The sequence below is a fragment of the Streptomyces sp. NBC_01451 genome (assembly GCF_036227485.1).
Classification (GTDB): domain Bacteria; phylum Actinomycetota; class Actinomycetes; order Streptomycetales; family Streptomycetaceae; genus Streptomyces.
On sequence record NZ_CP109479.1, the window covers coordinates 2,450,059 to 2,474,767 of the forward strand.

At 70.7% G+C, this 24,709-nt stretch carries 24 protein-coding genes; 12 read left to right on the forward strand and 12 right to left on the reverse strand.

What is annotated here, in order from left to right:
• Positions 1 to 6: 6 nt before the first annotated feature.
• The 5 genes from OG595_RS10275 to OG595_RS10295 are packed head-to-tail and all read right to left on the reverse strand — an operon-like array spanning position 7 to position 5,791.
• On the reverse strand, positions 7 to 822 hold the full coding sequence (locus OG595_RS10275; RefSeq protein ID WP_329270278.1) for an ABC transporter permease: 816 nt from the start codon (positions 820 to 822) through the stop codon (positions 7 to 9).
• Positions 823 to 1,749 (reverse strand): ABC transporter permease, encoded by a 927-nt coding sequence (locus OG595_RS10280; RefSeq protein WP_329270281.1) that lies wholly within the window; start codon positions 1,747 to 1,749, stop codon positions 823 to 825.
• The gene (locus OG595_RS10285) at positions 1,749 to 2,909 is read right to left on the reverse strand and encodes an ABC transporter ATP-binding protein (RefSeq protein ID WP_329270283.1); all 1,161 of its coding nucleotides are present in this window, start codon (positions 2,907 to 2,909) and stop codon (positions 1,749 to 1,751) included. The genes OG595_RS10280 and OG595_RS10285 overlap by 1 nt, the downstream gene beginning before the upstream one ends.
• A 53-nt stretch (positions 2,910 to 2,962) precedes the next feature.
• Positions 2,963 to 4,210 (reverse strand): polyamine ABC transporter substrate-binding protein, encoded by a 1,248-nt coding sequence (locus tag OG595_RS10290; RefSeq protein ID WP_329270285.1) that lies wholly within the window; start codon positions 4,208 to 4,210, stop codon positions 2,963 to 2,965.
• 57 nt (positions 4,211 to 4,267) lie between these two features.
• A complete protein-coding gene (locus OG595_RS10295; protein ID WP_329270286.1) occupies positions 4,268 to 5,791 on the reverse strand; it encodes a gamma-aminobutyraldehyde dehydrogenase in 1,524 nt (507 codons plus the stop codon).
• A gap of 177 nt (positions 5,792 to 5,968) precedes the next feature.
• Here OG595_RS10295 and OG595_RS10300 point away from each other — a divergent pair, with 177 nt between their 5' ends.
• Complete coding sequence (locus OG595_RS10300; RefSeq protein ID WP_443072997.1) at positions 5,969 to 6,601, forward strand: NADAR family protein; 633 nt, start codon at positions 5,969 to 5,971, stop codon at positions 6,599 to 6,601.
• 300 nt (positions 6,602 to 6,901) lie between these two features.
• Here the strand turns inward: OG595_RS10300 and OG595_RS10305 are convergent, their stop codons facing one another.
• Positions 6,902 to 7,894 carry a DUF4190 domain-containing protein gene (locus OG595_RS10305; protein ID WP_329270291.1) on the reverse strand — a complete coding sequence of 331 codons (993 nt, stop codon included), beginning with the start codon at positions 7,892 to 7,894 and terminating at the stop codon, positions 6,902 to 6,904.
• 251 nt (positions 7,895 to 8,145) lie between these two features.
• Here OG595_RS10305 and OG595_RS10310 point away from each other — a divergent pair, with 251 nt between their 5' ends.
• Positions 8,146 to 9,210 carry an adenosine deaminase gene (locus OG595_RS10310; RefSeq protein ID WP_443072998.1) on the forward strand — a complete coding sequence of 355 codons (1,065 nt, stop codon included), beginning with the start codon at positions 8,146 to 8,148 and terminating at the stop codon, positions 9,208 to 9,210.
• Positions 9,211 to 9,246: 36 nt separating this feature from the next.
• Positions 9,247 to 9,930 (forward strand): glycerophosphodiester phosphodiesterase, encoded by a 684-nt coding sequence (locus tag OG595_RS10315; RefSeq protein ID WP_329270293.1) that lies wholly within the window; start codon positions 9,247 to 9,249, stop codon positions 9,928 to 9,930.
• 24 nt (positions 9,931 to 9,954) lie between these two features.
• Here the strand turns inward: OG595_RS10315 and OG595_RS10320 are convergent, their stop codons facing one another.
• Complete coding sequence (locus OG595_RS10320) at positions 9,955 to 11,640, reverse strand: RNA polymerase sigma factor (RefSeq protein WP_329270296.1); 1,686 nt, start codon at positions 11,638 to 11,640, stop codon at positions 9,955 to 9,957.
• 255 nt (positions 11,641 to 11,895) lie between these two features.
• Between OG595_RS10320 and OG595_RS10325 the strand changes: the two genes are divergently transcribed.
• Both OG595_RS10325 and OG595_RS10330 read left to right on the forward strand, forming a co-directional pair.
• Complete coding sequence (locus tag OG595_RS10325; RefSeq protein WP_443073000.1) at positions 11,896 to 12,228, forward strand: hypothetical protein; 333 nt, start codon at positions 11,896 to 11,898, stop codon at positions 12,226 to 12,228.
• Positions 12,225 to 12,431, forward strand: a complete 207-nt coding sequence (locus OG595_RS10330; protein WP_329270299.1) for a hypothetical protein — start codon at positions 12,225 to 12,227, stop codon at positions 12,429 to 12,431. Before OG595_RS10325 ends, OG595_RS10330 begins: the two co-directional genes overlap by 4 nt.
• Here OG595_RS10330 and OG595_RS10335 read toward each other — a convergent pair.
• From OG595_RS10335 to OG595_RS10345, 3 genes are all read right to left on the reverse strand, one after another.
• The gene (locus OG595_RS10335; protein WP_329270301.1) at positions 12,421 to 12,948 is read right to left on the reverse strand and encodes a hypothetical protein; all 528 of its coding nucleotides are present in this window, start codon (positions 12,946 to 12,948) and stop codon (positions 12,421 to 12,423) included. The genes OG595_RS10330 and OG595_RS10335 overlap by 11 nt on opposite strands.
• A 114-nt stretch (positions 12,949 to 13,062) precedes the next feature.
• Complete coding sequence (locus OG595_RS10340; RefSeq protein ID WP_329270303.1) at positions 13,063 to 14,253, reverse strand: polyamine ABC transporter substrate-binding protein; 1,191 nt, start codon at positions 14,251 to 14,253, stop codon at positions 13,063 to 13,065.
• 181 nt (positions 14,254 to 14,434) lie between these two features.
• Positions 14,435 to 15,874: a gamma-aminobutyraldehyde dehydrogenase gene (locus OG595_RS10345; RefSeq protein ID WP_329270305.1), complete on the reverse strand. Its 1,440-nt coding sequence runs from the start codon at positions 15,872 to 15,874 to the stop codon at positions 14,435 to 14,437.
• Positions 15,875 to 16,039: 165 nt separating this feature from the next.
• Here OG595_RS10345 and OG595_RS10350 point away from each other — a divergent pair, with 165 nt between their 5' ends.
• The 7 genes from OG595_RS10350 to OG595_RS10380 all read left to right on the forward strand — a co-directional run bounded on the left by OG595_RS10350 (position 16,040) and on the right by OG595_RS10380 (position 22,776).
• Positions 16,040 to 16,555 (forward strand): Lrp/AsnC family transcriptional regulator, encoded by a 516-nt coding sequence (locus OG595_RS10350; protein WP_329270306.1) that lies wholly within the window; start codon positions 16,040 to 16,042, stop codon positions 16,553 to 16,555.
• A 77-nt stretch (positions 16,556 to 16,632) separates the two neighbouring features.
• Entirely contained in the window at positions 16,633 to 17,952 is a 1,320-nt protein-coding gene (locus OG595_RS10355) for an aspartate aminotransferase family protein (protein ID WP_443073331.1), read from the forward strand.
• Positions 17,953 to 18,151: 199 nt separating this feature from the next.
• Positions 18,152 to 18,934 carry an ABC transporter ATP-binding protein gene (locus OG595_RS10360; RefSeq protein WP_329270311.1) on the forward strand — a complete coding sequence of 261 codons (783 nt, stop codon included), beginning with the start codon at positions 18,152 to 18,154 and terminating at the stop codon, positions 18,932 to 18,934.
• The gene (locus tag OG595_RS10365) at positions 18,916 to 20,214 is read left to right on the forward strand and encodes a hypothetical protein (protein ID WP_329270313.1); all 1,299 of its coding nucleotides are present in this window, start codon (positions 18,916 to 18,918) and stop codon (positions 20,212 to 20,214) included. Before OG595_RS10360 ends, OG595_RS10365 begins: the two co-directional genes overlap by 19 nt.
• 163 nt (positions 20,215 to 20,377) lie before the next feature.
• Entirely contained in the window at positions 20,378 to 20,791 is a 414-nt protein-coding gene (locus OG595_RS10370) for a VOC family protein (protein WP_329270315.1), read from the forward strand.
• A 24-nt stretch (positions 20,792 to 20,815) separates the two neighbouring features.
• A complete protein-coding gene (locus tag OG595_RS10375) occupies positions 20,816 to 21,937 on the forward strand; it encodes an LOG family protein (RefSeq protein WP_329270318.1) in 1,122 nt (373 codons plus the stop codon).
• A 152-nt stretch (positions 21,938 to 22,089) separates the two neighbouring features.
• On the forward strand, positions 22,090 to 22,776 hold the full coding sequence (locus OG595_RS10380) for an LAETG motif-containing sortase-dependent surface protein (protein WP_329270320.1): 687 nt from the start codon (positions 22,090 to 22,092) through the stop codon (positions 22,774 to 22,776).
• 92 nt (positions 22,777 to 22,868) lie between these two features.
• On the opposite strand, the gene OG595_RS10385 is transcribed toward OG595_RS10380, so the two are convergent.
• Positions 22,869 to 23,666, reverse strand: a complete 798-nt coding sequence (locus tag OG595_RS10385; RefSeq protein WP_329270322.1) for a maleylpyruvate isomerase N-terminal domain-containing protein — start codon at positions 23,664 to 23,666, stop codon at positions 22,869 to 22,871.
• A gap of 25 nt (positions 23,667 to 23,691) precedes the next feature.
• The gene (locus OG595_RS10390; protein WP_329270325.1) at positions 23,692 to 24,708 is read right to left on the reverse strand and encodes an ABC transporter ATP-binding protein; all 1,017 of its coding nucleotides are present in this window, start codon (positions 24,706 to 24,708) and stop codon (positions 23,692 to 23,694) included.
• Position 24,709: the final 1 nt, after the last annotated feature.

A 24,709-nucleotide genomic window follows, 5' to 3' on the forward strand; every position in this document is an offset into this window, starting at 1 on the left:
ACGGGGCTATGCGCTCTTCTGCCTGTTCCGGCGGTTGCCGATGACCATTCCGGTCAGTACGAACAGTACGGCGATCAGGAACATGGCCGTACCGATGACATTGATCTGAACGGGCGTTCCGCGCTGTGCCGAACCCCAGACGAACATGGGGAAGGTGACGGTCGAGCCCGCGTTGAAATTGGTGATGATGAAATCGTCGAAGGAGAGCGCGAAGGCGAGCAGCGCACCCGCCGCGATCCCGGGGGCCACGATGGGCAGGGTCACGCGTACGAAGGTCTGCACCGGGCCCGCGTAGAGGTCCCGGGCGGCCTCCTCCAGCCGTGGGTCCATGGACATCACGCGCGCCTTCACGGCGACGACGACGAAGCTGAGGCAGAACATGATGTGGGCGATCAGGATCGTCCAGAAGCCCAGCTGGGCGCCCAGGTTGAGGAACAGGGTGAGCAGCGAGGCCGCCATGACGACCTCGGGCATCGCCATCGGGAGGAAGATGAGGGAGTTGACGGCGCCCCGCGCGCGGAAGCGGAACCGCACCAGCGCGAAGGCGATCATCGTGCCGAGGACGGTCGCCCCGATGGTCGCCCAGAAGGCGATCCGCAGGCTGAGCGAGAGCGAGCCGCACATGTCGGCGACCCCGCAGGGGTCACGCCAGGCGTCCGTCGAGAACTGCTGCCACTCGTAGTTGAAGCGGCCCTTCGGTTTGTTGAAGGAGAACACCGTGACGACGATGTTCGGCAGGAGGAGATAGCCGAGGGTGATCAGTCCCGCGATGACGACGAAATGGCTCTTGAGCCAGCGCCCGATCGAATTCACGAAGGCCATTTAAACCAGGTCCTCCGTCCCGGACTTGCGGATGTAGAGGGTGACCATGATGAGGATCGCGGCCATGAGGATGAAGGAGAGCGCGGCGGCCGTCGGATAGTCGAGGATGCGCAGGAACTGCGTCTGGATGACGTTGCCGATCATGCGCGTGTCGGTGGAGCCGAGCAGGTCGGCGTTGACGTAGTCGCCGCTCGCCGGGATGAAGGTGAGCAGCGTGCCGGAGACGACACCCGGCATCGACAGCGGGAAGGTGACCTTGCGGAAGGTCGTGAACGGCCTGGCGTAGAGGTCGCCGGCCGCCTCGTGCAGCCGTCCGTCGATGCGTTCGAGCGAGGTGTAGAGCGGCAGGATCATGAACGGCAGGAAGTTGTACGTCAGACCGCAGACCACCGCGAGCGGCGTGGCCAGCACCCGGTCGCCCGCCGTGATGCCGAGCCAGCTGGTGACGTCCAGGACGTGCAGCGAGTTGAGGGCGCCGACGACCGGGCCACCGTCCGCGAGGATCGTCTTCCAGGCGAGCGTACGGATCAGGAAGCTGGTGAAGAAGGGCGCGATGACGAGGATCATGATCAGGTTGCGCCAGCGGCCCGCGCGGAACGCGATCAGATACGCGAGCGGATAGCCCAGCACCAGGCAGAGGATCGTCGCGGACCCGGCGTACAGCACCGAGCGCAGGAACTGCGGCCAGTAGTCGGTCAGGGCGTCCCAGTAGGTCGCGAAGTGCCAGGTGACCTTGTAGCCCTCCTCCAGGGAGCCCGTCTGCACGGACGTGGAGGCCTGGTAGACCATCGGCAGCGCGAAGAACACGAACAGCCAGAGAAGGCCGGGCAGGAGCAGCCAGTACGGCGTCCAGCGGCCTCTTCTCCGTGGGGGCTTCTTCGCCGGTGCGGGCGCCAGGGGCGGCGCTTCGGGGGTCGCGGTGGCCATCAGAGGGCCGCCTCGTCGTCGACCGTCCCGACGCCCGCGTCTATGTCCTGGTCGGCGTCCAGGCCGAAGGTGTGGGCCGGGTTCCAGTGCAGGACGACCTCCGCGCCGGGGGCCAACCGGGCGTCACGGTCGATGTTCTGGACGTACACCTCGAACTCGGGGCAGACGGGGCTGTCGATGACGTACTGCGTGGAGACGCCGATGAAACTGGTCGCGGCGATCTTTCCGGTGATGCGGTTGCGGCCGGCCGGGATGTCGCCCGCGTCGTCCGCGTGTGTGAGGGAGATCTTCTCGGGGCGGACCCCGACCAGTACCTTGCCGCCGGTTCTCGTCGGGGCGGAACAGCGGGCCTCGGGGAGCAGCAGCTTGCCGCCGCCCGCCTTGAGGACGATCTCGTCGCCGCTCTTGGCGTCCACCTCGGCCTCGATGAGGTTGGAGGTGCCGAGGAAGTTCGCGACGAAGGTGGTCTGCGGGTTCTCGTAGAGATCGGCGGGCGACCCGAGCTGCTCGACCCGGCCCGCGTTCATCACGGCGACCGTGTCGGCCATCGTCATGGCCTCCTCCTGGTCGTGCGTGACATGGACGAACGTGATGCCGACCTCGGTCTGGATGCGCTTCAGCTCCAGCTGCATCTGGCGGCGCAGCTTGAGGTCGAGGGCGCCGAGCGGTTCGTCGAGGAGCAGCACCTTGGGGTGGTTGATCAGGGCGCGGGCCACGGCGACGCGCTGCTGCTGGCCGCCGGAGAGCTGGTGCGGTTTCTTGCGCGCCTGCTCACCGAGCTGTACGAGCTCCAGCATGTCCTCGACCTGCTTCTTCACCGACTTGATGCCGCGCCGGCGCAGGCCGAAGGCGACGTTCTCGAAGATGTCGAGGTGCGGGAAGAGGGCGTACGACTGGAAGACGGTGTTCACCGGCCGCTTGTACGGCGGCAGGTTCGTGACCTCCTGGTCACCGAGGAAGACGGTCCCGGAGGAAGGTTCCTCCAGGCCGGCGATCATCCGCAGGGTGGTCGTCTTGCCGCAGCCGGAGGCGCCGAGCAGGGCGAAGAAGGAGCCCTGCGGGACGGTGAGGTCGAGGGGGTGTACGGCGGTGAAGGAGCCGTAGGTCTTGCTGATCCCGGAGAGACGGACGTCGCCGCCGTGGTCTGCTGTGCTGGTCATGGTGTGGTCCTTGGGGAGTCGGAGGGGTTTCGCACCGCTGGGAGCAGGCGTGGCTACGCCCCTGTCAACTTCGCGAACTTCTCCTCGTACGCCGTCTCTTCCTTCTGGCTCAGCAACCGGAAGGCGTGGGACTTCGCGGCCATCGCCGCGTCGGGAATGATCAGCGGGTTGTCCGCCGCGTCCTTGTCGATCTTCGCGAGGTACGGCTTCACTCCGTCGACGGGACACACGTAGTTGATGTACGCGGCCAGTTCGGCGGCCGGTTCGGGCTCGTAGTAGTAGTCCATGAGCCGCTCGGCGTTCGTCTTGTGCCGCGCCTTGTTGGGGATCAGCATGTTGTCGCTCGACGTGATGTAGCCGCTGTCCGGGATGAGGAAGTCGATGTCCGGGCTGTCCGCCTTGAGCTGGACCACGTCACCCGCCCAGGCGATACAGGCCGCGAAGTCGCCCGAGGTCAGGTCGGCCGTGTAGTCGTTGCCGGAGAAGCGGCGGATCTGGCCCTTGTCGACGGCCTTCTGGAGGCGGGCGATCGCCGCGTCGTAGTCGTCGTCGGTGAACTTCGCCGGGTCCTTGCCCATGTCGAGCAGGGTCATGCCGATGCTGTCGCGCATCTCGGAGAGGAACCCGACGCGCCCCTTCAGCTTGGGGTTGTCGAGCATGTCGGAGACCGACTTCACCTCGACGCCGTCCAGCGCCTTCTTGTTGTAGGCGATGACGGTCGAGATGCCCTGCCAGGGATACGAGTAGGCGCGGCCCGGGTCCCAGTCGGGGCTGCGGAACTGCTCCGACAGGTTCGCGAAGGCGTGCGGGAGGTTCGAGGCGTCCAGCTTCTGGACCCAGCCGAGCCGGATCAGCCGGCCAGCCAGCCAGTCGGTGAGGACGATGATGTCCCGGCCGGTGTCCTGGCCCGCCGCGAGCTGCGGTTTGATCTTGCCGAAGAACTCGACGTTGTCGTTGATGTCCTCGGTGTACTTGACCTTGATGCCGGTCCGCTCGGTGAACGCGTCGAGCGTGGGATGGTGCTTCTCGCTCTCGTCGACGTCCATGTACTCGGTCCAGTTGGAGAAGTTGACGGTCTTCTCCTTGGCCGAGTGGTCGTCGGCGGAGACGCCTCCCGCGGTCTTGCCGGCCGCGGGGATGCCGCAGCCGGTCAGCGCGCCGAGGCCGCCGGCCACCAGGGCACCGCCCGCGGAGGCGCGCAGCAGTGACCGGCGGGTCAGGGCGGCCCTGCCATTGCGGAAGCTGCGCCGCATGGCGGCCACCTGGGCCGGGGAAAGGCGGTCGGGCTCGTACTGCTCCATGCGCGTGATGCCCTTTCGGGAGGGTGTGCGGCCGCTGGTCGGTCGGCCTGTGTCCTGTCAGCGGTCCCCGAAGATCGTGCGGTGCCAGTCCTTGCGGGCAACCGCGGTGTTGTCGAACATGACGTGCTTGATCTGCGTGTACTCATCGAACGAGTACGTGGACATGTCCTTGCCGAAGCCGGACGCCTTGTAACCCCCGTGGGGCATCTCGCTGATGATCGGAATGTGGTCGTTGACCCATACGCAGCCCGCCTTGATCTCGCGGGTCGCGCGGTTCGCCCGGTAGACGTCCCGGCTCCAGGCGGAGGCGGCGAGACCGTAGGGCGTGTCGTTGGCGAGCCGGATGCCCTCGTCGTCGCTGTCGAAGGGGAGGACGACGAGCACGGGCCCGAAGATCTCGGACTGGACGATCTCGCTGTCCTGGGCTGCGTCGGCGACCAGGGTGGGCCGGTAGTAGGCGCCGCTCTTCAGCTCCCCCTGGGGAGCCTCGCCGCCGGCCACCACGCGCGCGTAGGCACGCGCCCGCTCGACGAAACCGGCGACCCGGTCGCGCTGCGCGTGCGAGATGAGCGGCCCGAGATCGGTGCCCGGGGCGAACGGATCACCGAGCCGGACGGTGTCCATGAGGGCGGCCGTTCGCGCGACGAACTCCTCGTACAGCGGCCGCTGCACGTACGCGCGCGTGGCGGCCGTGCAGTCCTGCCCGGTGTTGATGAGCGCGCCCGCGACGGCACCGTTGACGGCCGCTTCGAGATCGGCGTCGTCGAAGACGACGAAGGGTGCCTTGCCGCCCAGTTCCAGATGGAGCCGCTTGACGGTGGCGGTGGCGACCTCGGCGACCCGCTTGCCGACGGCGGTGGACCCGGTGAAGGAGGTCATGACGACATCGGGATGCCCGACGAGATACTCACCGGCTTCCTTGCCGGTCCCGGTGACGACATTGATCACCCCGTCCGGAATCCCGGCCGCGGTGGCCGCCTCGGCGAAGAGGAGCGAGGTCAGCGGGGTCAGCTCGGCGGGCTTGAGCACGATCGTGTTGCCGGCCGCGATCGCCGGGAGGATCTTCCAGGCGGCCATCTGGAGGGGATAGTTCCAGGGCGCGATGGAGCCGACGACACCGATGGGTTCCCGGCGGACGTACGAGGTGTGGTCGCCGGAGTACTCCCCGGCCGACTGCCCCTGGAGGTGTCGGGCGGCGCCGGCGAAGAAGGCGGTGTTGTCGATCGTCCCCGGTACGTCGAACTCGCGGGTCAGCTTGAGCGGCTTGCCGCACTGGAGGGATTCGGCGCGGGCGAACTCCTCGGCGCGCTCGGCGAGGACGGCGGCGAAGCGGTGCAGCGCGTCGGACCGCTCGCCCGGGGTGGCCCCGGCCCAGCCCGGGAAGGCCTCGCGTGCGGCGGCGACGGCGGCGTCCACGTCGGCGTGACCGGCCAGCTCGTACGTGTAGACCTCGTCGCCGGTGGCGGGGTCGACGACCGCGTGCGTACGGCCCGAGGTGCCGCGGGTCGGACGGCCCGCGATGTACTGCGCGCCGGCCGCGAGCCGCTCCTGCGCCGGGAAGCGATGGCCCGGATTGTGCATGTCGCTCTCCTCCGTGGCCCTCCCCTTACAGCGGGGGTCAACGTAGCTCCAGGTCGATTTGAGTGCCGATCCTGACAGAGGAAATGTCCTCCAACAAGGGATTCCGTTGTTTCCTTTTGGTTACGCGACGGAATCTGTCGACCAGGTGTCTAGTGGGACGGGAAATGGGGGGACGCGATGTCAGTGGTGGCTGCCAGACTCGCGTGCATGGGGAAAATCTCGGGTGATACGGGGAAGTCGGGGCAGATCGATTCGTTGGAGGCCCTGACCAGGGAAGTCCGTGCGGGGGCCCGGGTCAAGTACCTGCACTTCTGGGGGCACCGGCCCCGCCCGGACGGCCGTGTGGGAGCGAGCTGTCTCAGCCAGTGGTGGCCGGCCGCGTTTTCGGTCGCCGGGGTGGATTACGCGACGGCCGAGCACTGGATGATGGCCGCCAAGGCCCGCCTGTTCGAGGACGCCGAGGCGGAGCGGCAGGCGATCACGGCACCGAACCCGGCACTGGCGAAGAAGGCCGGCCGCCTCGTGCGCGGCTTCGACGAGGCCGTGTGGAGGCGCGAGCGGTTCGGGATCGTGGTCGAGGGCAGCGTCCACAAGTTCGCCGCGCACAGTGACCTGCGGGGGTTTCTGCTGGGCACCGGCGAGCGCGTGCTGGTGGAGGCCAGCCCGGTCGACCGCGTGTGGGGCATCGGCCTCGCCGCGGACGACGAGGCGGCGATGGACCCCGAGCGGTGGCGGGGCCCGAACCTGCTGGGGTTCGCGCTGATGGCGGCACGGGAGCGGCTTCGGGCGGGTCAGGCATCGCTCCGCTGACGGTGCTTTGCGCCTGCCGTGGGCCGGTAGGGCTGCGGAAACCGAAGCAGCACTCGTCGCGCCCCCGTACGCGGGACTCCAGCGGCTCCCCGGGTTCCGCCCGGACGCGGTCGGCGCGGAGGAGCGGTGCGGATCGCGCGCGGGTCGAGTGGGAGAGGCCGGGCGACCGGCCGGGCCGCTTCCTGCACAGCGCCGGGCAGACCGTCCTCCGGGGCCCCGGCACCGCCCGATCGGCCAGCTCGGCCAGCTCGGCCCGCTCGCCCGACCTGCCCGAACTGCCCGAACTGCCCGAACTGCCCGCTAGACCTGCTGTGACAGGGAGGTCGAGAAACTGCCGTCGATGTCGTCGGCGGACCCCTCCTCGCCGAACGCGATGAGGAGGACGCCGAACACCGTGGCGAGGATGATGCCGGCGACACCGCAGATGATCCCGGCCAGCGCCTGGCCGGCGTTGGTCGCCTGGCCCCGGCGGACCCTGCCACGGGTGATCAGGCCGAACACCACGGCGAGGATGCCCAGGATGATCGCCAGCGGCCAGATGCAGAAGAGGACGGCGGAGACGATGCCGACCACGAGCGAGGCCGTGCCCAGGCCGTTCATCGGCTGGGGTGCCATGGGGGCCCAGCCGTAACCGGGGCCGCCTCCGTACAACGGGGGCACGGGATGCGCGGGGCCGGAAACGGCGTATCCGGCGTATCCGGACTGCTCCGGGTAGCCGTAGTCCTGCCGCCCGGACGGGTAGGACGGGTAGGCGTACGGGGCCTGTCCGGGGCCGTCGGGTGCTATGGGCGGCGGGGGCACCGGATCGCCGGGGGCGGCGGGCTGGGCGTAGGACGCGTGCGGGGTGGGGGACGCGAAGGGGTTGTCCTGCGGGGTCCCGGCCGGGGGAGCGCCGGGTGCGGCGAAGGGGTTGGCCCAGGGCTGGGAGGCGTGGGGTGCGGGCGGGCCGTTGTGGGCGCCGGGCGGGGGCGTGACGGCCGTGGGGTGGTGGACGCCGGCTGGTGGCGGGGTGGTGTCGCCGTTGTTCCAGAACACCGTGCTGCCGGGGCCCTCAGGGGCGGAACCCGAGCGAGGGGCGTCCTCTGCCGGCGGCGCCCAGGGATCGAACTCGGGCTCGGAACCCGTCGTGCCGCCGGGGGCGGACCCGGCCGGAGGCTTGTCCAGCGGGACCCTCGCAGGTATGCCGTTCGCGGGGCTTTCGCTGGCGGTTTCGCCGGTCGCCGCGCCCTCTGAACTCGCCCCCTCCGCGGGGACGTGCTCCGGTGGGTGCGGCGGCTGCGCGGCGTCGGACATGCGTGGGGTCCCCTCGTTCGTGCGTTCCGTCATGCTACGGCCCGCGATCACGGGGCGACGGGGCACCTCCGCCCTCCCCGCCCCCTGCCTCCCCCTGTCTCCCTCGTGCACCCGGCCCCGCCCTCGGACGGAATCCACAGGCGTCCACCGGCGGGCCCGGCCTACGATGATCCCCGAGTCATCGATCAGCCGATCACCCGCGTCCCGCCGACCTTCGCACGATCCGGGGCGCCGTTCCCGGGGAGGAACCCTTGACCGACCAACACCAGCCTGCCGCAGCCGTCGGCGACGACCCGCACGCCTTCATCGCCGGGCTGCCCAAGGCCGAACTGCACGTCCACCACGTCGGTTCCGCCTCTCCCCGGATCGTCTCGCAGCTGGCCGCCCGCCACCCCGACTCCCAGGTGCCCACCGATCCCGAGGCCCTGGCGGACTTCTTCACGTTCACGGACTTCGCCCACTTCATCAAGGTGTACCTGTCCGTCGTCGACCTCATCCGCACGCCCGAGGACGTACGGCTGCTGACGTACGAGATCGCCCGGGACATGGCCCGGCAGCAGGTCCGGTACGCCGAGCTGACCATCACCCCGTTCTCCTCCGTCCGGCGCGGGATCGACGAGCGGGCCTTCATGGACGCGATCGAGGACGCCCGGAAGTCGGCCGAGGCCGAGTTCGGGACCGTGCTGCGCTGGTGCTTCGACATCCCGGGCGAGGCCGGGCTCGAATCGGCCGAGGAGACGGTGCGGCTCGCCACCGACGACCGGCTGCGCCCGGAGGGGCTGGTCTCGTTCGGGCTCGGCGGGCCCGAGATCGGCGTTCCCAGGCCGCAGTTCAAGCCGTACTTCGACCGGGCGATCGCCGCCGGGCTGCGGTCGGTGCCGCACGCGGGCGAGACCACCGGCCCGGAGACGGTCTGGGACGCGCTGAACCACCTGCGCGCGGAACGCATCGGGCACGGCACGAGTTCCGCGCAGGACCCCGCGCTGCTCGCGCACCTCGCCGAGCAGCGCATCGCCCTGGAGGTCTGCCCGACCTCCAACATCGCCACGCGCGCGGTCCGTACGCTCGACGAGCACCCCATCAGGGAGTTCGTGCGGGCCGGCGTCCTCGTCACGATCAACTCCGACGACCCGCCGATGTTCGGCACCGACCTCAACAGCGAGTACGCGGTCGCCGCCCGGCTGCTCGACCTCGACGAGTGGGGTATCGCCGACCTCGCCAAGAACGCCGTCGAGGCCTCCTTCCTAGACCCGGCGGGCAAGGCAGCGCTGGCCGCCGAGATCGACACCTACACCTCGGCATGGCTGGCCCCCTGAGAAACACCACAGGCCCCGCCCACGCACAATGGGCCCATGCAGAACGTGACCGCCGTGGCCCATCGCGGCGACCCCTATCGCGTCCGTGAGAACACGACCGACTCACTGCGTTCCGCGCTCGACCTGGGCGCGGACGCGGTCGAGATCGACGTACGGCTCACCCGGGACGGCGTGCCCGTGCTGCTGCACGACTCGACGCTGAAGCGGCTGTGGGAACGGGACCGGCCGCTGGCCGTACTGTCGGCGGCCGAGGTCCGGGGGCTCACGGAGGGCGGGGTGCCGACGCTCGCGGAGGCGCTGGCCGTCACCGAGGGCACCCGGGTGATGATCGATCTGCCGGGGTCGCCCGATGTGCGGGCGGTACGGCGGGTGACGGACGTGGTCCGGGAGTGCGCGGCGGAGGAACGCGTGTACTACTGCGCGGACGCCCCGGCGATGCTCGCGGTGCGCGCGGCCGACCCGGCCGCCGAGATCGCCCTGACCTGGAAGACCCTCGCACCGCCGCGCCCCGCCCTCCTCGCGACGGTACGTCCGCGCTGGCTCAACTACCGCTTCACCCTCGTCGACCGGGCCCTGGTGGCGCGGGTGCACCGGGGCGGCCACCTGCTGTCGGTGTGGACCCCGGACACCCACCGTGCCATGCGCCGGCTGCTGGACGCCGGTGTCGACTCGATCACCACCAACCGGATCGACGCACTGTGCGCGCTGCGAAAGGGCTGACGCGGCTCGGCCGCTGACGCCTCCCTACACGCGGGACTCCTGGGCCACGGTCGCCGGGTCGGCCGGGGTGTCCCGGGTGACGTACTGCGGGACGGGGGTGTCGTCCCCGCCGGTGTCGCGGACCAGGCCGTAGCGCGTGGCGCCCTCCGGGGGGCCGGTGACGACATCGGCCTCCGCGTTGTCCCAGGTCGTCGGGAAGACGTTCAGGCCGTAGTCGGCGCCCCGTTCGTTCACGGTGAGGGTGACACTGCCGTCGACGTAGAAGTACTCGTTCTGCCACATCTGCTGGGTGCCCGGCGGCGGGACGGCGTAGCCGGTGGTCGAGTTGCCCATGCCGGTGGCGGAACTGTCGGTGCCGCTGACCCGGTCGTCCATGCGCCGGCCACCGCCCGAGGCCACGTGGAAGAGCCTGCCCCTCAGGCCGGTCCAGGTCGGCATGACCAGGCCGCCGGCCCGGTACTGCGGCGAGATCTGCCAGCGGACGAGGACATAGCCCTGGCCGGTGAGCGTGACGCTGTCCCCGCGGTGGTTCATGGTGGCGTGCGCGCCGCCGGTGCTGGTGATCCCGGCCTCGGGCCGGTGCGGGAGGGCGGCGGGCCGCGCGTTCGGGTCGGGTGCCGTGTCGACGGCGTCGACGACCGTGCCGTACAGGTCCGGCTTCGGCCGCGTCGCCGACGGAGTGGGTGAGGCCGGGGCGGAAGGGGAGGAGGGGGACGCCGACGGGGACCGGGGCGGGGAGGTGACGGGCGCCTGGGGCTGGGGGCGGGCCGTGGGTGCCGCGACGGCAGGCGGCGGGTCCTCGACGGGGTACGTCATGACGTAGGCGCCGCCCGCGACGATCGTCGCCCCGGCGCTCAGGGCGACGGCCGGCTTGGCGAGGGCGCCGAGCACCTTGCCCGACCAGCCGACGGAGGCGCCGGCGGTGGCGGCGGCGGCCGTCTTGCCGCCGAGGGCCAGCGACAGGGTGAAGCCGACGGGCAGCGGGACGAGCGCGATGCCGACGAGGAGCCGTTCCGCCGGTACGACGACCGCCTCGCCGGGGCTCGCGCAGTACGCGCACCCCCTGATGTGCCGGGCCAGCCGCTTGCGCCACACCGAGTCCGGGTCGCCGTCCCAGCGGGCGGTCAGTTCCCGCAGGCCGGGGCAGGCGCCGTCGAGCGCGCGGACGATTCCGCGCGAGGCCTCCAGGCGCTCCTTCATCCGCTGGACGCGCACGGCGGCGTGCTGCCGGCTGATCCCGACGGCAGCCGCCAGCTCACGCCGGGTGAGTTCGCCCGCCACCTCCAGCCACCACAGGGACAGCAGCTGCCTGTCCTCGTCGTCGAGCCAGCGCACCGCCTCCGCGACCTCGCGTCGCTGACCCTCCAACTGGAGCCTCAGCACGGTGAGTTCGGCGAAGTCGGCAGCTCCGTCGGCGGTCTCGTCCCGCAGGGTGTCGGTCGTGCGGCGACGGGCGCGGTCCCGGATCTGCCGCATCGCGATCGCGACGAGCCAGGACCGGAAGCTGTCCGGGTCGCGCAACGAGCCGAGGTTGTCGACGGCCCGGAGCATCGTCTCCTGCACGACGTCGTCGACGTCCGCGTGACCGTTCAGGGCCCGGCCGACGATGTTGTAGACCAACGGCAGCCAGCCCGCGACCAGCTCGTCCAGCGCCCGCCGGTCACCGGCCTGCGCCGCAGCGATGGTGGAACTCCACTGGCGCCCGTCCACAAAAGCCCCTTCTCGTACGTGTGTGCACCTTACGTCGCCCTGTCGCACACCGGTTCCCCCGTCAGGTCGCGGGAGGAGACGGACCGGGGGCGCCGCCGATAACAGTTTTTGCCCCCTCGGTGGCCGCCCGGGGCGCGGGCCCTAGGTGCGATCCCCGACAAGATCCGGACGCGGTAAGCCAGTTGGCCTCGGGTCAGGACCAGGGTCGGCGTCATCCCCGGTGACGATCCGTGCCGCCGCGAAAGGATCAAGGATGTGACCATCGACACCGGCCGCCACCTGGAGAAGCCCATGCACATGCGCACGCGTACCGCCGCCCGAGCCACAGCCCTCGCGACCGTCCTCACTCTCACGCTCGCCCTGCCGGCCGGCGCCCTTGCCACTCCCCCGCCGGCCGCCCCCGACGCGGCGACCGCCCGGGGCACGGCGCCGGACACCGAGGCGCTGCGGGCCGCGCTCGCCGGGTTACCGGACGCGGACGCGACGGCTGCTCTCGTACGGGTCGGAGGCACCGGCGGTGGCTGGCGCGGCAGCGCGGGGGTGCACGACCTGGTGAGCGGGCGGGCGGCGGACCCGGCGCCACGATGAGCGCGGGTCTCCAGCGGTATGTCACCCCCGACGGCACGGAGGTGTGGCTGAAGTCGGGTGGCCGGTGGGGCTACAACTCGGTCATCGCGGCCACCCGGGACCTGTCCCGCACCCTCGTCTACAGCGTCAACTCCACCGACGCGAAGGGCCAGGGCCTGAATCCGGTCGCCGCGCGCATCGCCCAGGCGGCCTTCATACGGTGACAGCGCCAACGGCTGGAGGCGCCGCCGTCAGCGCCTCCAGCCGCTTGATGCGTTTCCGTACGACGTAGAGCGGGATGACCCCGAACACGCCGAACGACATGTCGATCACCGTCCACCAGAAGGGAATTCCCCGGACCGGCCCGCAGATCAGCGCGAGCGGGATGATCCCGGCGCAGGCGATCATCCCGAACTCGACGACCCAGATGTTGCGTACGGGGTCGCGGTAGGGCCCGTAGAAGGCGACCGCGATGACGAGGTGGGCGAAGGCGAGCCAGTCCGTGCCGTAGAGGACGAAGGGGTAGCGCTCGTCGGTGGCGTCGAGGCCTTCGCGTACGCGCGTCACCCAGTCCATCAGCCCCGGCAGGTGCTCGGGGACGGACAGGGCCTTCAACAGGCTCTCGGTCCAGCGCAGTTCGTGCACGAGGGGGAAGGCCGTGGCGCCGCTGAGCACCAGACACACGACGAAGAGAACCAGCCAGGCGCGGATGCCCTTGAGCAGGGCGGCTCTGTCGCTCATGGAGGCAGCATACGCCCGAGTTGAACACGTTCAAAAGCGCGGGTGCGCCTGGTCCGGTCACCGCCGGAGGAGGACCGAACCCCTGGGCCCTGGACAGTCGGCTCGTTCGTGGCGCTACAGCCCCACGATCGCGTTCCACCGCTCGGCGAACCCCACCCGTTCCTTCCCGGTGATGTCCCGGGCGATCGCGAGCCGTCCGCGCATGGCGGTGTCGGGGAAGATCAGCGGGTCCTCGGCGAGGGCCGCGGTCTCCTCGTCCTTGGCGGACGCCAGGACGTCCTGCGCGGCAGGTACCGGGCAGACGTAGTTGACCCACGTGGCCAGTTCGGCGGCGACCTCGGGCCGGTAGTAGTAGTCGATCAGCGCTTCCGCGTTCGCCTTGTGCCGGGCGAGGTTCGGGATCATCAGCGACTCCGACCACAGTTCGGCGCCCTCCTCCGGGACGACGAACCGGATGTCCGGGTCGTCCGCCTGGAGCTGGATCACATCGCCCGAGTAGGCCTGGCAGGCGAGTACGTCACCGCTCGCGAGGTCCTTGATGTAGTCGTTGCCGGTGAAGCGGCGGATGTGCCCGCCGCGCACCCGCGCGGCGACCTGCTCGCAGACCAGCTCGAAGTCGTCCGCCGTCCACCTGGTGACATCCACCCCGTTGCCCTGCATGAGCAGCGCGAACGCCTCGTCCAGCCCGGAGAGAAGGGTGACGCGCCCCTTGAGGTCGTCCGCCCACAGGTCGGAGACGCGCCGGAGCTCCCGGCCGACCCTGCGGCGGTTGTACGCGATACCGGTGATCCCCGACTGCCACGGCACCGCGAACCGGCGGCCGGGGTCGAAGGCGGGTGAACGGAGCTGCGGGTCAAGGTACTCGGCGACGTTCGGCTGCCGGGCGCGGTCCATCTCCTGGACCCAGCCCAGCCGGACGAACCGAGCGCACATCCAGTCGCTGATGACGACGAGATCGCGGCCGGTCCGCTGGTGGTTCATCAACGCCGGGCTGATCTTCCCGAAGAACTCGTCGTTGTCGTTGATCTCCTCGACGTAGTCGACGGCGATCCCCGTCCGCTTCTCGAACCGCTCCAGCGTGGGCCGCCGCGTCGTGTCCTCGTCGTCGGTGTCGATGTAGAGGGGCCAGTTCGCCCAGGTCAGCCGCTTGTCCCGGGCGGACAGATCGACCCCGGCGCGCTCCCCCGGGGCAACATAGGCGGCGGGCACCCCGCATCCGGCGAGCGCCGCACCCCCACCGACCGCTCCGAACGCGCGCAGCAGGGACCGTCGGTCGAGGGCCGCGGAGACGCGTGACACTGGCATCCGGGCAGCATGCCCGCCGTAAGCGGGCCCGGGCAATCGACGCCGTGCGGAGCGGTACGGCGCCGACGCGACATCCTGTCGACGACGGACGAGCCGACCGGACCGCCGCAGGGGCGCGGCCCCGGGCGGAGAACTCCCGCCCGGGGCCGCGCGCACGCCACAGAAAACCTCCGGGCCGCTCTCAGCCGCCGAGGGACGTCATCACGTGCTTGATCCGCGTGTAGTCGTCGAACCCGTACCCCGAGAGGTCCTTGCCGTAGCCGGACTTCTTGAAGCCGCCGTGGGGCATCTCCGCGACCAGCGGGATGTGGGTGTTGATCCACACACAGCCGAAGTCCAGGACCTTCGACATCCGCATCGCGCGCGAGTGGTCCTTCGTCCACACGGACGACGCGAGGGCGTAGTCCACGCCGTTGGCCCACTCGACGGCCTGCTCCTCGTCCGAGAAGGACTGGACCGTGATGACCGGGCCGAAGACCTCGTTCTGGATGATCTCGTCGTCCTGCTTGAGGCCCGACACGACGGTCGCGGCGTAGAAGTAGCCCTTCTCGCCGACCCGGTGACCGCCCGCCTCGACCTTGGCGTGGGCGGGCAGCCGCTCGATGAAGCCGGAGACCTGCTTGAGCTGGTTCGGGTTGTTGAGCGGCCCGTACAGCACGTCCTCGTCGTCCGGCTGCCCGGTCTTCGTCTCGGCGGCGGCCTTGGCGAGCGCCGCGACGAACTCGTCGTGGATGGACTCCTGGACGAGGACGCGCGTGGCCGCCGTACAGTCCTGGCCCGCGTTGAAGAAGCCCGCGACCGAGATGTCCTCGACGGCCTTGGCGATGTCGGTGTCCTCGAACACCACGACCGGCGCCTTGCCGCCCAGCTCCAGGTGGACGCGCTTGAGGTCCTTCGACGCCGACTCGGCGACCTGCATTCCGGCCCGCACCGAACCGGTGATCGACGCCATCGCCGGAGTCGGGTGCTCCACCATCAGCCGGCCGGTGTCACGGTCCCCGGTGATGACGTTGAAGACTCCCGTGGGCAGGATCGAACCGATGATCTCCGCCATGAGAACCGTGGACGCGGGCGTCGTGTCCGACGGCTTGAGCACCACGGTGTTGCCGGCCGCGATGGCCGGGGCGAACTTCCACACGGCCATCATCATCGGGTAGTTCCAGGGCGCGACCTGCGCGCAGACCCCGACCGGCTCCCGGCGGACGATCGACGTCATCCCGTCCATGTACTCGCCGGCGCTGCGCCCCTCCAGCATCCGGGCGGCACCCGCGAAGAAGCGGATCTGGTCCACCATCGGCGGGATCTCCTCGGACCGGGTGAGCCCGATCGGCTTGCCGGTGTTCTCCACCTCGGCCGCGATGAGTTCCTCGGCGCGCTCCTCGAACGCGTCCGCGATCTTCAGGAGGGCCTTCTGCCGCTCGGCCGGGGTCCGGTCGCGCCAGGCGGGGAACGCGGCGGCGGCAGCCGCCATGGCGGCGTCGACGTCCGGCTGCCCGGACAGCGGCGCGGTCGCGTACGCCTCGCCCGTCACGGGGTTGACCACCTCGGTGGTCCGCCCGTCGGCGGCGTCCCGGAACTCACCATCGATGTAGTTGCGCAGACGACGCAGCTCGGTGCTCACTGCCGGCCCTCCAGATTCGGGTGTCCATTGACTGAGACACCCACCCTATTCCGCAGCCCGACGTTTTCAACACCCCCGATCCCCCTCGGGCTGCGAAATCCGCAAGACAAGCGTCCATGAACAACGAATTTCATCGATCGAGCCTTGCGAAACCGTCGACTCCTCGTGCACAGTGAGCGCGTGGCCAGTCGAAGCGCAGAGCACAGGGACTCCCGCGAGTCCAGGAACGGCACTCCCCAGCTGGACGCCGTCTCCCTCGCCATCATCGAACAGCTCCAGGAGGACGGCCGCCGGCCCTACGCGGCGATCGGCAAGGCGGTGGGCCTCTCCGAGGCGGCCGTGCGCCAGCGCGTCCAGAAGCTGCTCGACCAGGGCGTGATGCAGATCGTCGCCGTCACGGACCCGCTCACCGTGGGTTTCCGCCGGCAGGCGATGGTCGGCGTCAACGTCGACGGCGACCTGGACCCCGTGGCCGACGGCCTGAGCGCCATGTCGGAAGTCGAGTACGTGGTGATGACCGCGGGCTCCTTCGACATCCTCGCCGAGATCGTCTGCGAGGACGACGACCACCTGCTGGACGTCATCAACAAACGCATACGGGCCCTGCCCGGCGTGCGCTCCACCGAAAGCTTCGTCTACCTCAAGCTCAAGAAGCAGACCTACATGTGGGGAACCCGATAACCGTGACGACCACCGACAACCCCAGTTCCGGCTCCAGCCCCAAGGACCTCAGCCGGACGGCGTACGACCACCTGTGGATGCACTTCACCCGCATGTCGTCGTACGAGAACGCCCCCGTCCCGACGATCGTCCGGGGTGAGGGCACCTACATCTTCGACGACAAGGGCAAGCGCTACCTCGACGGTCTCGCGGGGCTGTTCGTGGTCCAGGCCGGCCACGGCCGCGTGGAGCTGGCCGAGGCGGCCTTCAAGCAGGCGCAGGAGCTGGCGTTCTTCCCGGTGTGGTCGTACGCCCACCCGAAGGCCGTGGAACTGGCGGAACGGCTGGCCGACTACGCGCCCGGCGACCTCAACAAGGTCTTCTTCACCACCGGCGGCGGCGAGGCCGTCGAGACCGCCTGGAAGCTCGCCAAGCAGTACTTCAAGCTGGTCGGCAAGCCCACCAAGTACAAGGTCATCTCACGCGCCGTCGCCTACCACGGCACTCCGCAGGGCGCCCTGTCCATCACCGGCCTGCCGGCCCTGAAGGCCCCCTTCGAGCCGCTGGTCCCCGGCGCCCACAAGGTCCCGAACACCAACATCTACCGCGCCCCGATCCACGGCGACGACCCGGAGGCCTACGGCCGCTGGGCCGCCGACCAGATCGAGCAGGAGATCCTCTTCGAGGGCGCGGACACGGTCGCCGCCGTCTTCCTGGAGCCGGTCCAGAACGCGGGCGGCTGCTTCCCGCCCCCGCCGGGCTACTTCCAGCGGGTCCGCGAGATCTGCGACCGCCACGACGTCCTGCTCGTCTCGGACGAGGTCATCTGCGCCTTCGGCCGCCTCGGCACGATGTTCGCCTGCGACAAGTTCGACTACGTACCGGACATGATCACCTGCGCCAAGGGCATGACCTCGGGCTACTCCCCGATCGGCGCGTGCATCATCTCGGACCGGCTGGCCGAGCCGTTCTACCAGGGCGACAACACCTTCCTGCACGGCTACACCTTCGGCGGCCACCCGGTGTCGGCGGCGGTGGGCCTGGCCAACCTCGACCTGTTCGAGCGCGAGGGCCTCAACCAGCACGTGCTGGACAACGAGGGCGCGTTCCGCTCGACCCTGGAGAAGCTGCACGACCTGCCGATCGTCGGTGACGTCCGCGGCAACGGCTTCTTCTACGGCATCGAGCTGGTCAAGGACAAGGCGACCAAGGAGTCCTTCGACGCGGACGAGACGGAACGTATCCTCTACGGCTTCCTCTCCAAGGCCCTCTTCGAGAACGGCCTGTACTGCCGTGCCGACGACCGCGGCGACCCGGTCGTGCAGCTCGCCCCGCCGCTGGTCTCGACCCAGGAGACGTTCGACGAGATCGAACAGATCCTGCGCGCGACCCTGACGGAGGCGTGGACGAAGCTGTAGCCTCCGGCGGTTCGGTGGTTCAGCCGCTCGTCACGGCCCGGGATTGCACCCATACAAGTGAGAAGGGCGCACCCCGGGCCGCGTGCTGTCCGGGGTGCACGCCCAGGATCTTTAGCGTGCCTGGTAACCGATCGGCCCTGCTTTCGTTCCCCCGCACGGAGGACTGCAAGGCACAACGGACCAGAACGAGGTGTACGCGATGGTGGCCCCGCCGGACAACGACGTGCTCTGGGCACGCGCCCTGCATTTCCAGCACAACGACGGCTCGCCCGCGCTGAGCGGCGTCTCGCTCGGCGTCCGGGAGGGCGAGATCCTCGCGGTCAGCGGTCCGCGCGGCAGCGGCAAGACGACCCTGCTGCGCTGCCTCTCGGGCCTGGTACGCCCGCTGCGGGGCGAGGTCTGGTTCAACAGCGTGCCCGTGCACACGATGGGCCCGCTCTCCCGCGAACGGCTGCGCCGCGACCGGTTCGGCTGGATCGACCCGGCCCCGGTCCTCGTACCGGAGCTGAACGTCTGGGAGAACGCCGCCCTGCCCCTCATGCTGCGCGGCACCAGCCGCCGGCGCGCCAAGACGGCGGCCCTGGAGTGGCTGGAACGCCTGGACATCGGCGGCCTGGCCCGCAAACGCCCGTACGAGCTGCGGCAGTCCGAACGCCAGCGCGTCTCGATCGCCCGGGCGCTGGCCCCGGCCCCCACGGTCCTCTTCGCCGACGAACCGACGGCGCCCCTCTACCAGGCGGACCGGGCCCAGGTACTGCGGACGCTGACGACAGCGGCCCGCTCGCACGGCATCACGGTGATCCTCGCGACGCACGACGCGGACACCGCGTCGCTGGCGGACCGCACGGTCTCGCTGCTCGACGGGCGGCGCGTGAACACCGTCCACCTGCCCCCGGTCGGCGCGAACGACACGCAGACCGGCACCGGGGCCGGGACCGGGACCGATGCGGAAGGCCGGGCCGCGTGCTCGCTCTCCGTCTAGCCCGCGGCGCCCACCCCGGCGTCCAGCTCCGCCGTCTGCTGGTCGCGACGGCGTCCGCGGCCACGGGATTCCTCCTTCTCGGCACCCTCGGCCACGCCCTCGCCCACCAGGACTCCCCCGGCGGCTCGGCCCTCCGTCTGGCCTGGTGCGTGGCCCCGCTGGCGGCCACGGTCTACTTCGCGGTGACGGTGGCCCGCACGGACCCCGGCACGAGACCGCGCCCCGGCCTGTCGGCGATCGGCCTCGGCCCGGGCCGTCTGATGGCCGTCTCGGCCACGACAACCGCCCTGTCCTGCACCCTGGGTTCGATGCTGGCCCTCCTGTTCTTCCTCCACCTGCGGGGCGACCTGACGGGCATGCCGTTCGACGGCGACGCGGCGGACTTCCTGGCCGCCGACCGGCCCCTCCCCCTCCCGGCCGCCCTGACCCTGCTGACCCTGGTCCCGGTGGCGGCGTCGATCTCTGTCGCCCTGGTCCTGCGCCCCCGGGACGCCCGTCGGCCCCGGGCCACGGGCAGTCGTGCGGCTGCGACGGCACGCGTCCCGAGGAGCGCGGCACCCCGTACGGCGCCGGTTCGCGCGTCCGCCCCCCCATCAGCACCGGTCGCGGACACCTCCGAAACCCCGGACGAGGACTCCGCCCCCACCACCGACCCGCATGCCCTCCCCGCCCCTCGCACCACCCCACGGGACCTCCCCTGGGGCATCGCCGTACTGGCAGCCGGTCTCGCCGTGGAGGCATACGCCGCCCGCGCCCCCCACACCCGCCTCGCCATGCCCGGCGGAGCCGCCGGCAGCCCCGCCGCCGTACTCGTCGGCTGGACCCTCACCGCCCTGGGCCTCGCCCTGGCCGGCCCCGGCCTCGCCCACCTCTGCGGACGCCTGCTCCAGGCCGTCCGTCCCGGCGCCCTCCGCCTCCTCGCCGGCCGAGTCCTGATGGAGGAGGCCACCCGCATCGGCCGCCCCCTGGGCGTCGTCTGCGCGGTCGCTTCGGGCGCGTACGCCATGGCCGCCCTGTACGACGCCGACGACCCGTCGCTCGGCCCCCTCACCACCCTGGGCGCCCTGGTCGTGGCGGGCTGCGCCGTCGCCACGCTCCTCACGGCGGCGGCCGAGGCCCGGCGCGCCCGCGCGGACACCACCGCGGCCCTGGTCCGCCTGGGCGCACCGGCCACGACACTGCGCACCGCCGCCGGCCTCCGCGCCGCCGCCCTCATCGCCCTGTTCGCCCCGCTGACCCTGCTGATCGCGGAGCTGGCGGCGCTGCCGCTGACCGCCTGACGGCCTGGCCGCCTGGCCGCCTGGCCTTCGAACGGAACCCGTAGGAGAGCTCAGGGGAACCCGTACGGAAACCCGTACGAAAAAGTCCCGCGCCTCCGATGAGTTCCGCCCGGCCCCCGGGTCTACCCCACCGAACAGCACCACACCGACGGGAGAGACCCTCATGAGCGAGTACCAGCAGATGATCTTCGTGAACCTGGCCGTCAGCGACGTCGCCGCCTCGAAGAAGTTCTTCACCGAGCTCGGGTACACGATCAACCCGCAGTTCACGACCGACGACTGCGCCTGTGTCGTGATCAGCGAGACCATCATCGCGATGCTGCTGAGCAAGCCCCGCTACTCCGACTTCACGAACAAGGAGATCGCGGACTCGACGAAGACCAGCGAGGTCCTCATCTGTCTGAGCGCCGAGAGCCGCGCGAAGGTCGACGAGTTGGTCGACGGCGCGCTCGCGGCGGGCGGCACCGAACCGCGCGAGGCGCAGGACTTCGGTCAGATGTACGGCCGTGCGTTCGACGACCTCGACGGCCACACCTGGGAGGTCATGTGGATGGACCCGGCGGCCGTCCAGAGCTAGGGCCTGCCGTGCTTACATGGGCGGGTGCAGACGAGCCCCGCCCATGCGGCCCACCACGACGACCGTGAGATCGAGACCCTCCAGGAGTTCGACGCGACCGTCTCGGCCCGCGGCACCCTGGCCGGATTCCGCGTCCAGGCCGTCGATCTGACGGACCGTACGAAGGAGTTGCTGACCAGCGACACCACTGGTGCCGTCTTCCTCGGCTGCGCGATGCGTCCGGACGCGACGACGAAGGTCCGCGCGGACGGCGCCCTGGTCTTCCCGCCCCTCCCGGACCTGCCCGTCAACCCGTACCGCGGCCATCTCTACTCACCGGACGAGTTGTTCGCCGGCCTCGACGACGGCTACGAGCGGACACCCGACGCCCTCGGGTACGCCTGGTTCCAGCGCACGAAGGCCGACGGCGACATCTTCGCCTCGATGCTGCGCTCCGTCCACGACGACGCCGTCTCCGACGCCCTCGACGAACTCCTGCGCGCGACACGCGTGGTGGGGGTGATGGGGGGTCACGCGATGGCACGCGGTACGCAGGCGTACGCCGGTGCCGCGCGCCTGGGGCGCGAGCTGACGCGTGCCGGGTTCACGGTGGCCACGGGCGGTGGTCCGGGCGCGATGGAGGCGGCGAACCTCGGCGCGTACGCGGCGCCCTTCGACGACGCCATGCTCGACGAGGCGTGCGAAATCCTCGCCGGGGCACCGTCGTTCACGCCCTCGATCACCGACTGGGCACGCGCCGCCTTCGAGGTCCGCGCCCGCTGGCCCAGGGGGGCCGGCTCGGTGGGCATCCCGACCTGGTTCTACGGGCACGAGCCGCCGAACGCCTTCGCCTCGCACATCGCCAAGTACTTCGCCAACGCCACCCGCGAGGACGGGCTGCTGGCCCGCTCGAACTCGGGGATCGTCTTCCTGCCGGGCGCCGCCGGGACCGTACAGGAGGTCTTCGACGACGCGACCCCGAACTACTACGAGTCGCGCGGCGAGCCCACGCCCATGGTCCTGGTGGACCGCGCCCACTGGACCGAACGGCTGCCCGCCTGGCCGCTGCTCCAATCACTGGCGCGGGGGCGGGCGATGGAGGACCGAATCGCCCTGGTCGACCGGATTGAGGACGCTCCGGAGGCCTTGAAACGCCTCGCCGGTTAACGGGTAGGCAAAACAAATGGCTGGAGCCTGCATACAGATTGACAGTTCTTATGCTGCGCTTATAAACCTGTGAGACTCCAGGGAGCGATGAGGTGATGAGGTCTCTTCGCCCCCGCCACCCCCCTCAGTTGTGCATCCCGTGAAGGGCAACCGTGTCCATATCTCTCCGTACCGCGCGTTCTGTGCGCATTCTCGGTGTTGCCTCCGCCTCGGCCGCGCTCGCGCTGGGCGTCGCGGGCAACGCGTTCGCCTGCAACATCAGTGAGTTCTCCGCCGTCGCCAAGTGCGACGGCGAAAAGGGTGTCATCAGCGTCACCGACAAGGACCCGTCGGGCACCCCCGCCACGGTCACCGTCTACCTGGGCGACAAGCTCATCGGCACCCAGGACGTCGTGGGCAGCCGCGAGGGCGTCACCATCGACTTCGCCGAGGACTGGGCGCCGAACACGACGTACCGCGTTCACGTCAAGGCCGGCAACCAGGTCGACGAGGACATCAAGTCGGGCGTGAACACCCCGGACGAGGCCTGCACCCCGGAGTCCACCCCGACTCCGACGCCGACCCCGTCGGCTTCGCAGCCGGAGGAGTCCGCCACCCCGACGCCGTCGGCCTCGGAGCCCGAGGAGTCCGCCACCCCGACCCCGTCGGCCTCCGAGAGCACCCCGGGCGCCCCCGCGAGCGGCGTTCCGACGCCCGCGGGCGGTAGCTCCAACCTCGCCGAGACCGGCGCCAGCTCGAACACCGGTGTGATCGCCGGCATCGCGGCTGCCCTGGTCGCCGTCGGCGGCGGCGCCGTCTTCTTCGGCCTGCGTCGTCGTGGGGCGTCCAGCAACGGCTGACGTTCCGCTCGCCGTATCCGCAGTACCCGGCTGTACGTTGTGGCCCGTCCCCGGATCAGGGGGCGGGCCACTCCGCTGTCACCGGTCGTGCGTCATCCGAAGGTGGCCCGCGCCAGCCAGAACTCCAGCAGTTCACGGTCCCCGAGGATCTCCAGGCCCGGGCTGTCCAGCGGCAGCCGGCGGTAGAACGCGAGCATGACGTCGGTGAGCGGGCCGCGCAGGGCCACCGTGGCCTTCTCATGGCCGCGCCGCCAGGCGAAGCCGTCCTCGGCGAACTCGACGAACCACTCCGCGTTCGACTCGGGGGAACCGTCGGTGGCGTGGAGATGGATGCTGCGGCCCGGTCCGCGCAGTTCGTTCGCCGGGTCGTCCGGGTCGGTCCGCCGCCCGAACTCGACGATCTGCAGCCACTCGTCGATCGCGTCGGCGGCGATGTCGGCAGCGACCTCGTACGGCAGCCCCGCGGTGAGCGTCGCGTCCGCGCGGTGGACGGTGATCTCGTGGGCCATCCGGCGCGCCCAGAACCCGGAGCTGCGCTCCCAGCCCCACGTCCACACCGTCGCGTCGGGCCCGGCCTCACGCAGGGTGCCGACCAGCAGATCACCGGTCTCGGCGAGCCAGGCGTCCAGCGCGGCCGGGTCACCCGTCGGCTCCGGGCCGCCGCCCAGCGGTACCTGTTCCTCCCCGACATCCTTCTCGGCCCGTGTGCGCACCAGCAGTTCCGCCCAGCGCAGGGCACCCCCGGTGTGCCGCACCAGCTGCTCCAGGGACCAGTCCGGGCAGGTCGGCACGGTCGCGGACAGATCGGCGCCGGAGGTCACCACCGCCCTCAACTGCGCGACCTGATGGGCGATTTCGTCGCAATAGCGGTCATGTGCGAGTGTCGTCATGCTCCGCACACTAGGGGCGGTCCCGTCACCCGAGCACGGCAATTTCGGCCGCGTCGAAGGCCACCCCGACCTCGTCCCCCGGCTCCGGCGCCTCGCGCAGCGCGCACGCGGCCTCCAGGCGGGGCGCGTCCCCGGGCTGGAGCTGGACGGCGACATGCGTACCCCGGAAGGTACGTGCGGCGACGGTGCAGCGCAGGCCCTCGTCGGCGGGCACCAGGCGCACCCCGGCGGGCCGTACGAGCAGCGTGCGCATACCCTGTTCGGCGCCCTCGGGGACCGGCACCTTGCCCCAGGGGGTGTCCGCGACCTGCCCGCTCACCGTCGCCTCGACGACGTTGTCGAAGCCGAGGAAGCGTGCCACGAACTCGTCGGCGGGGCGCTGCCAGACGTCAAGTGGCGTACCGGACTGGGCGATCCGGCCGTCGCGCATCACGATCACCCGGTCGGCGAGGGCGAAGGCCTCAGCCTGGTCGTGGGTGACGGCGAGCACGGTGGTGCCCAACCGGCCGAAGAGCTCCCGGAGTTCGACGACGAGCCGCTCGCGCAGCGAGCGGTCCAGCTGGCCCAGCGGCTCGTCGAGCATCAGCAGCCGGGGACGGGGCGCGAGAGCGCGGGCGAGGGCGACGCGCTGCTGTTCCCCACCCGAGAGCGCGGCCACGGCACGCCCCTCGGCACCCGGCAGCCCGACCAGCTCCAGCAACTCCCGCACGCGTACGTCCCGCTGGGCCCTGGGTACGTGGTGCATGCGGAGCCCGAAGGCGACGTTGCCGCCGACGTCCCGCTGCGGGAACAGCTGGTGGTCCTGGAACATCAGGCCGACCTCGCGCCTGTGCGCGGGCACTCCGGCGAGGTCACGGCCGTCGAGCAACACCCGCCCCGCGTCCAGGGGCTGGAGTCCGGCGACCGCCCGCAGCAGCGTCGACTTCCCGCTGCCGCTGGGGCCGAGCACACACACGATCTCGTGCTCGTCGACATCGAGGCCGACGCCGTCGAGCACGGCCCGCGTCCCGAACCGTACGGTCGCTGCGTCGAGACTGAGCATG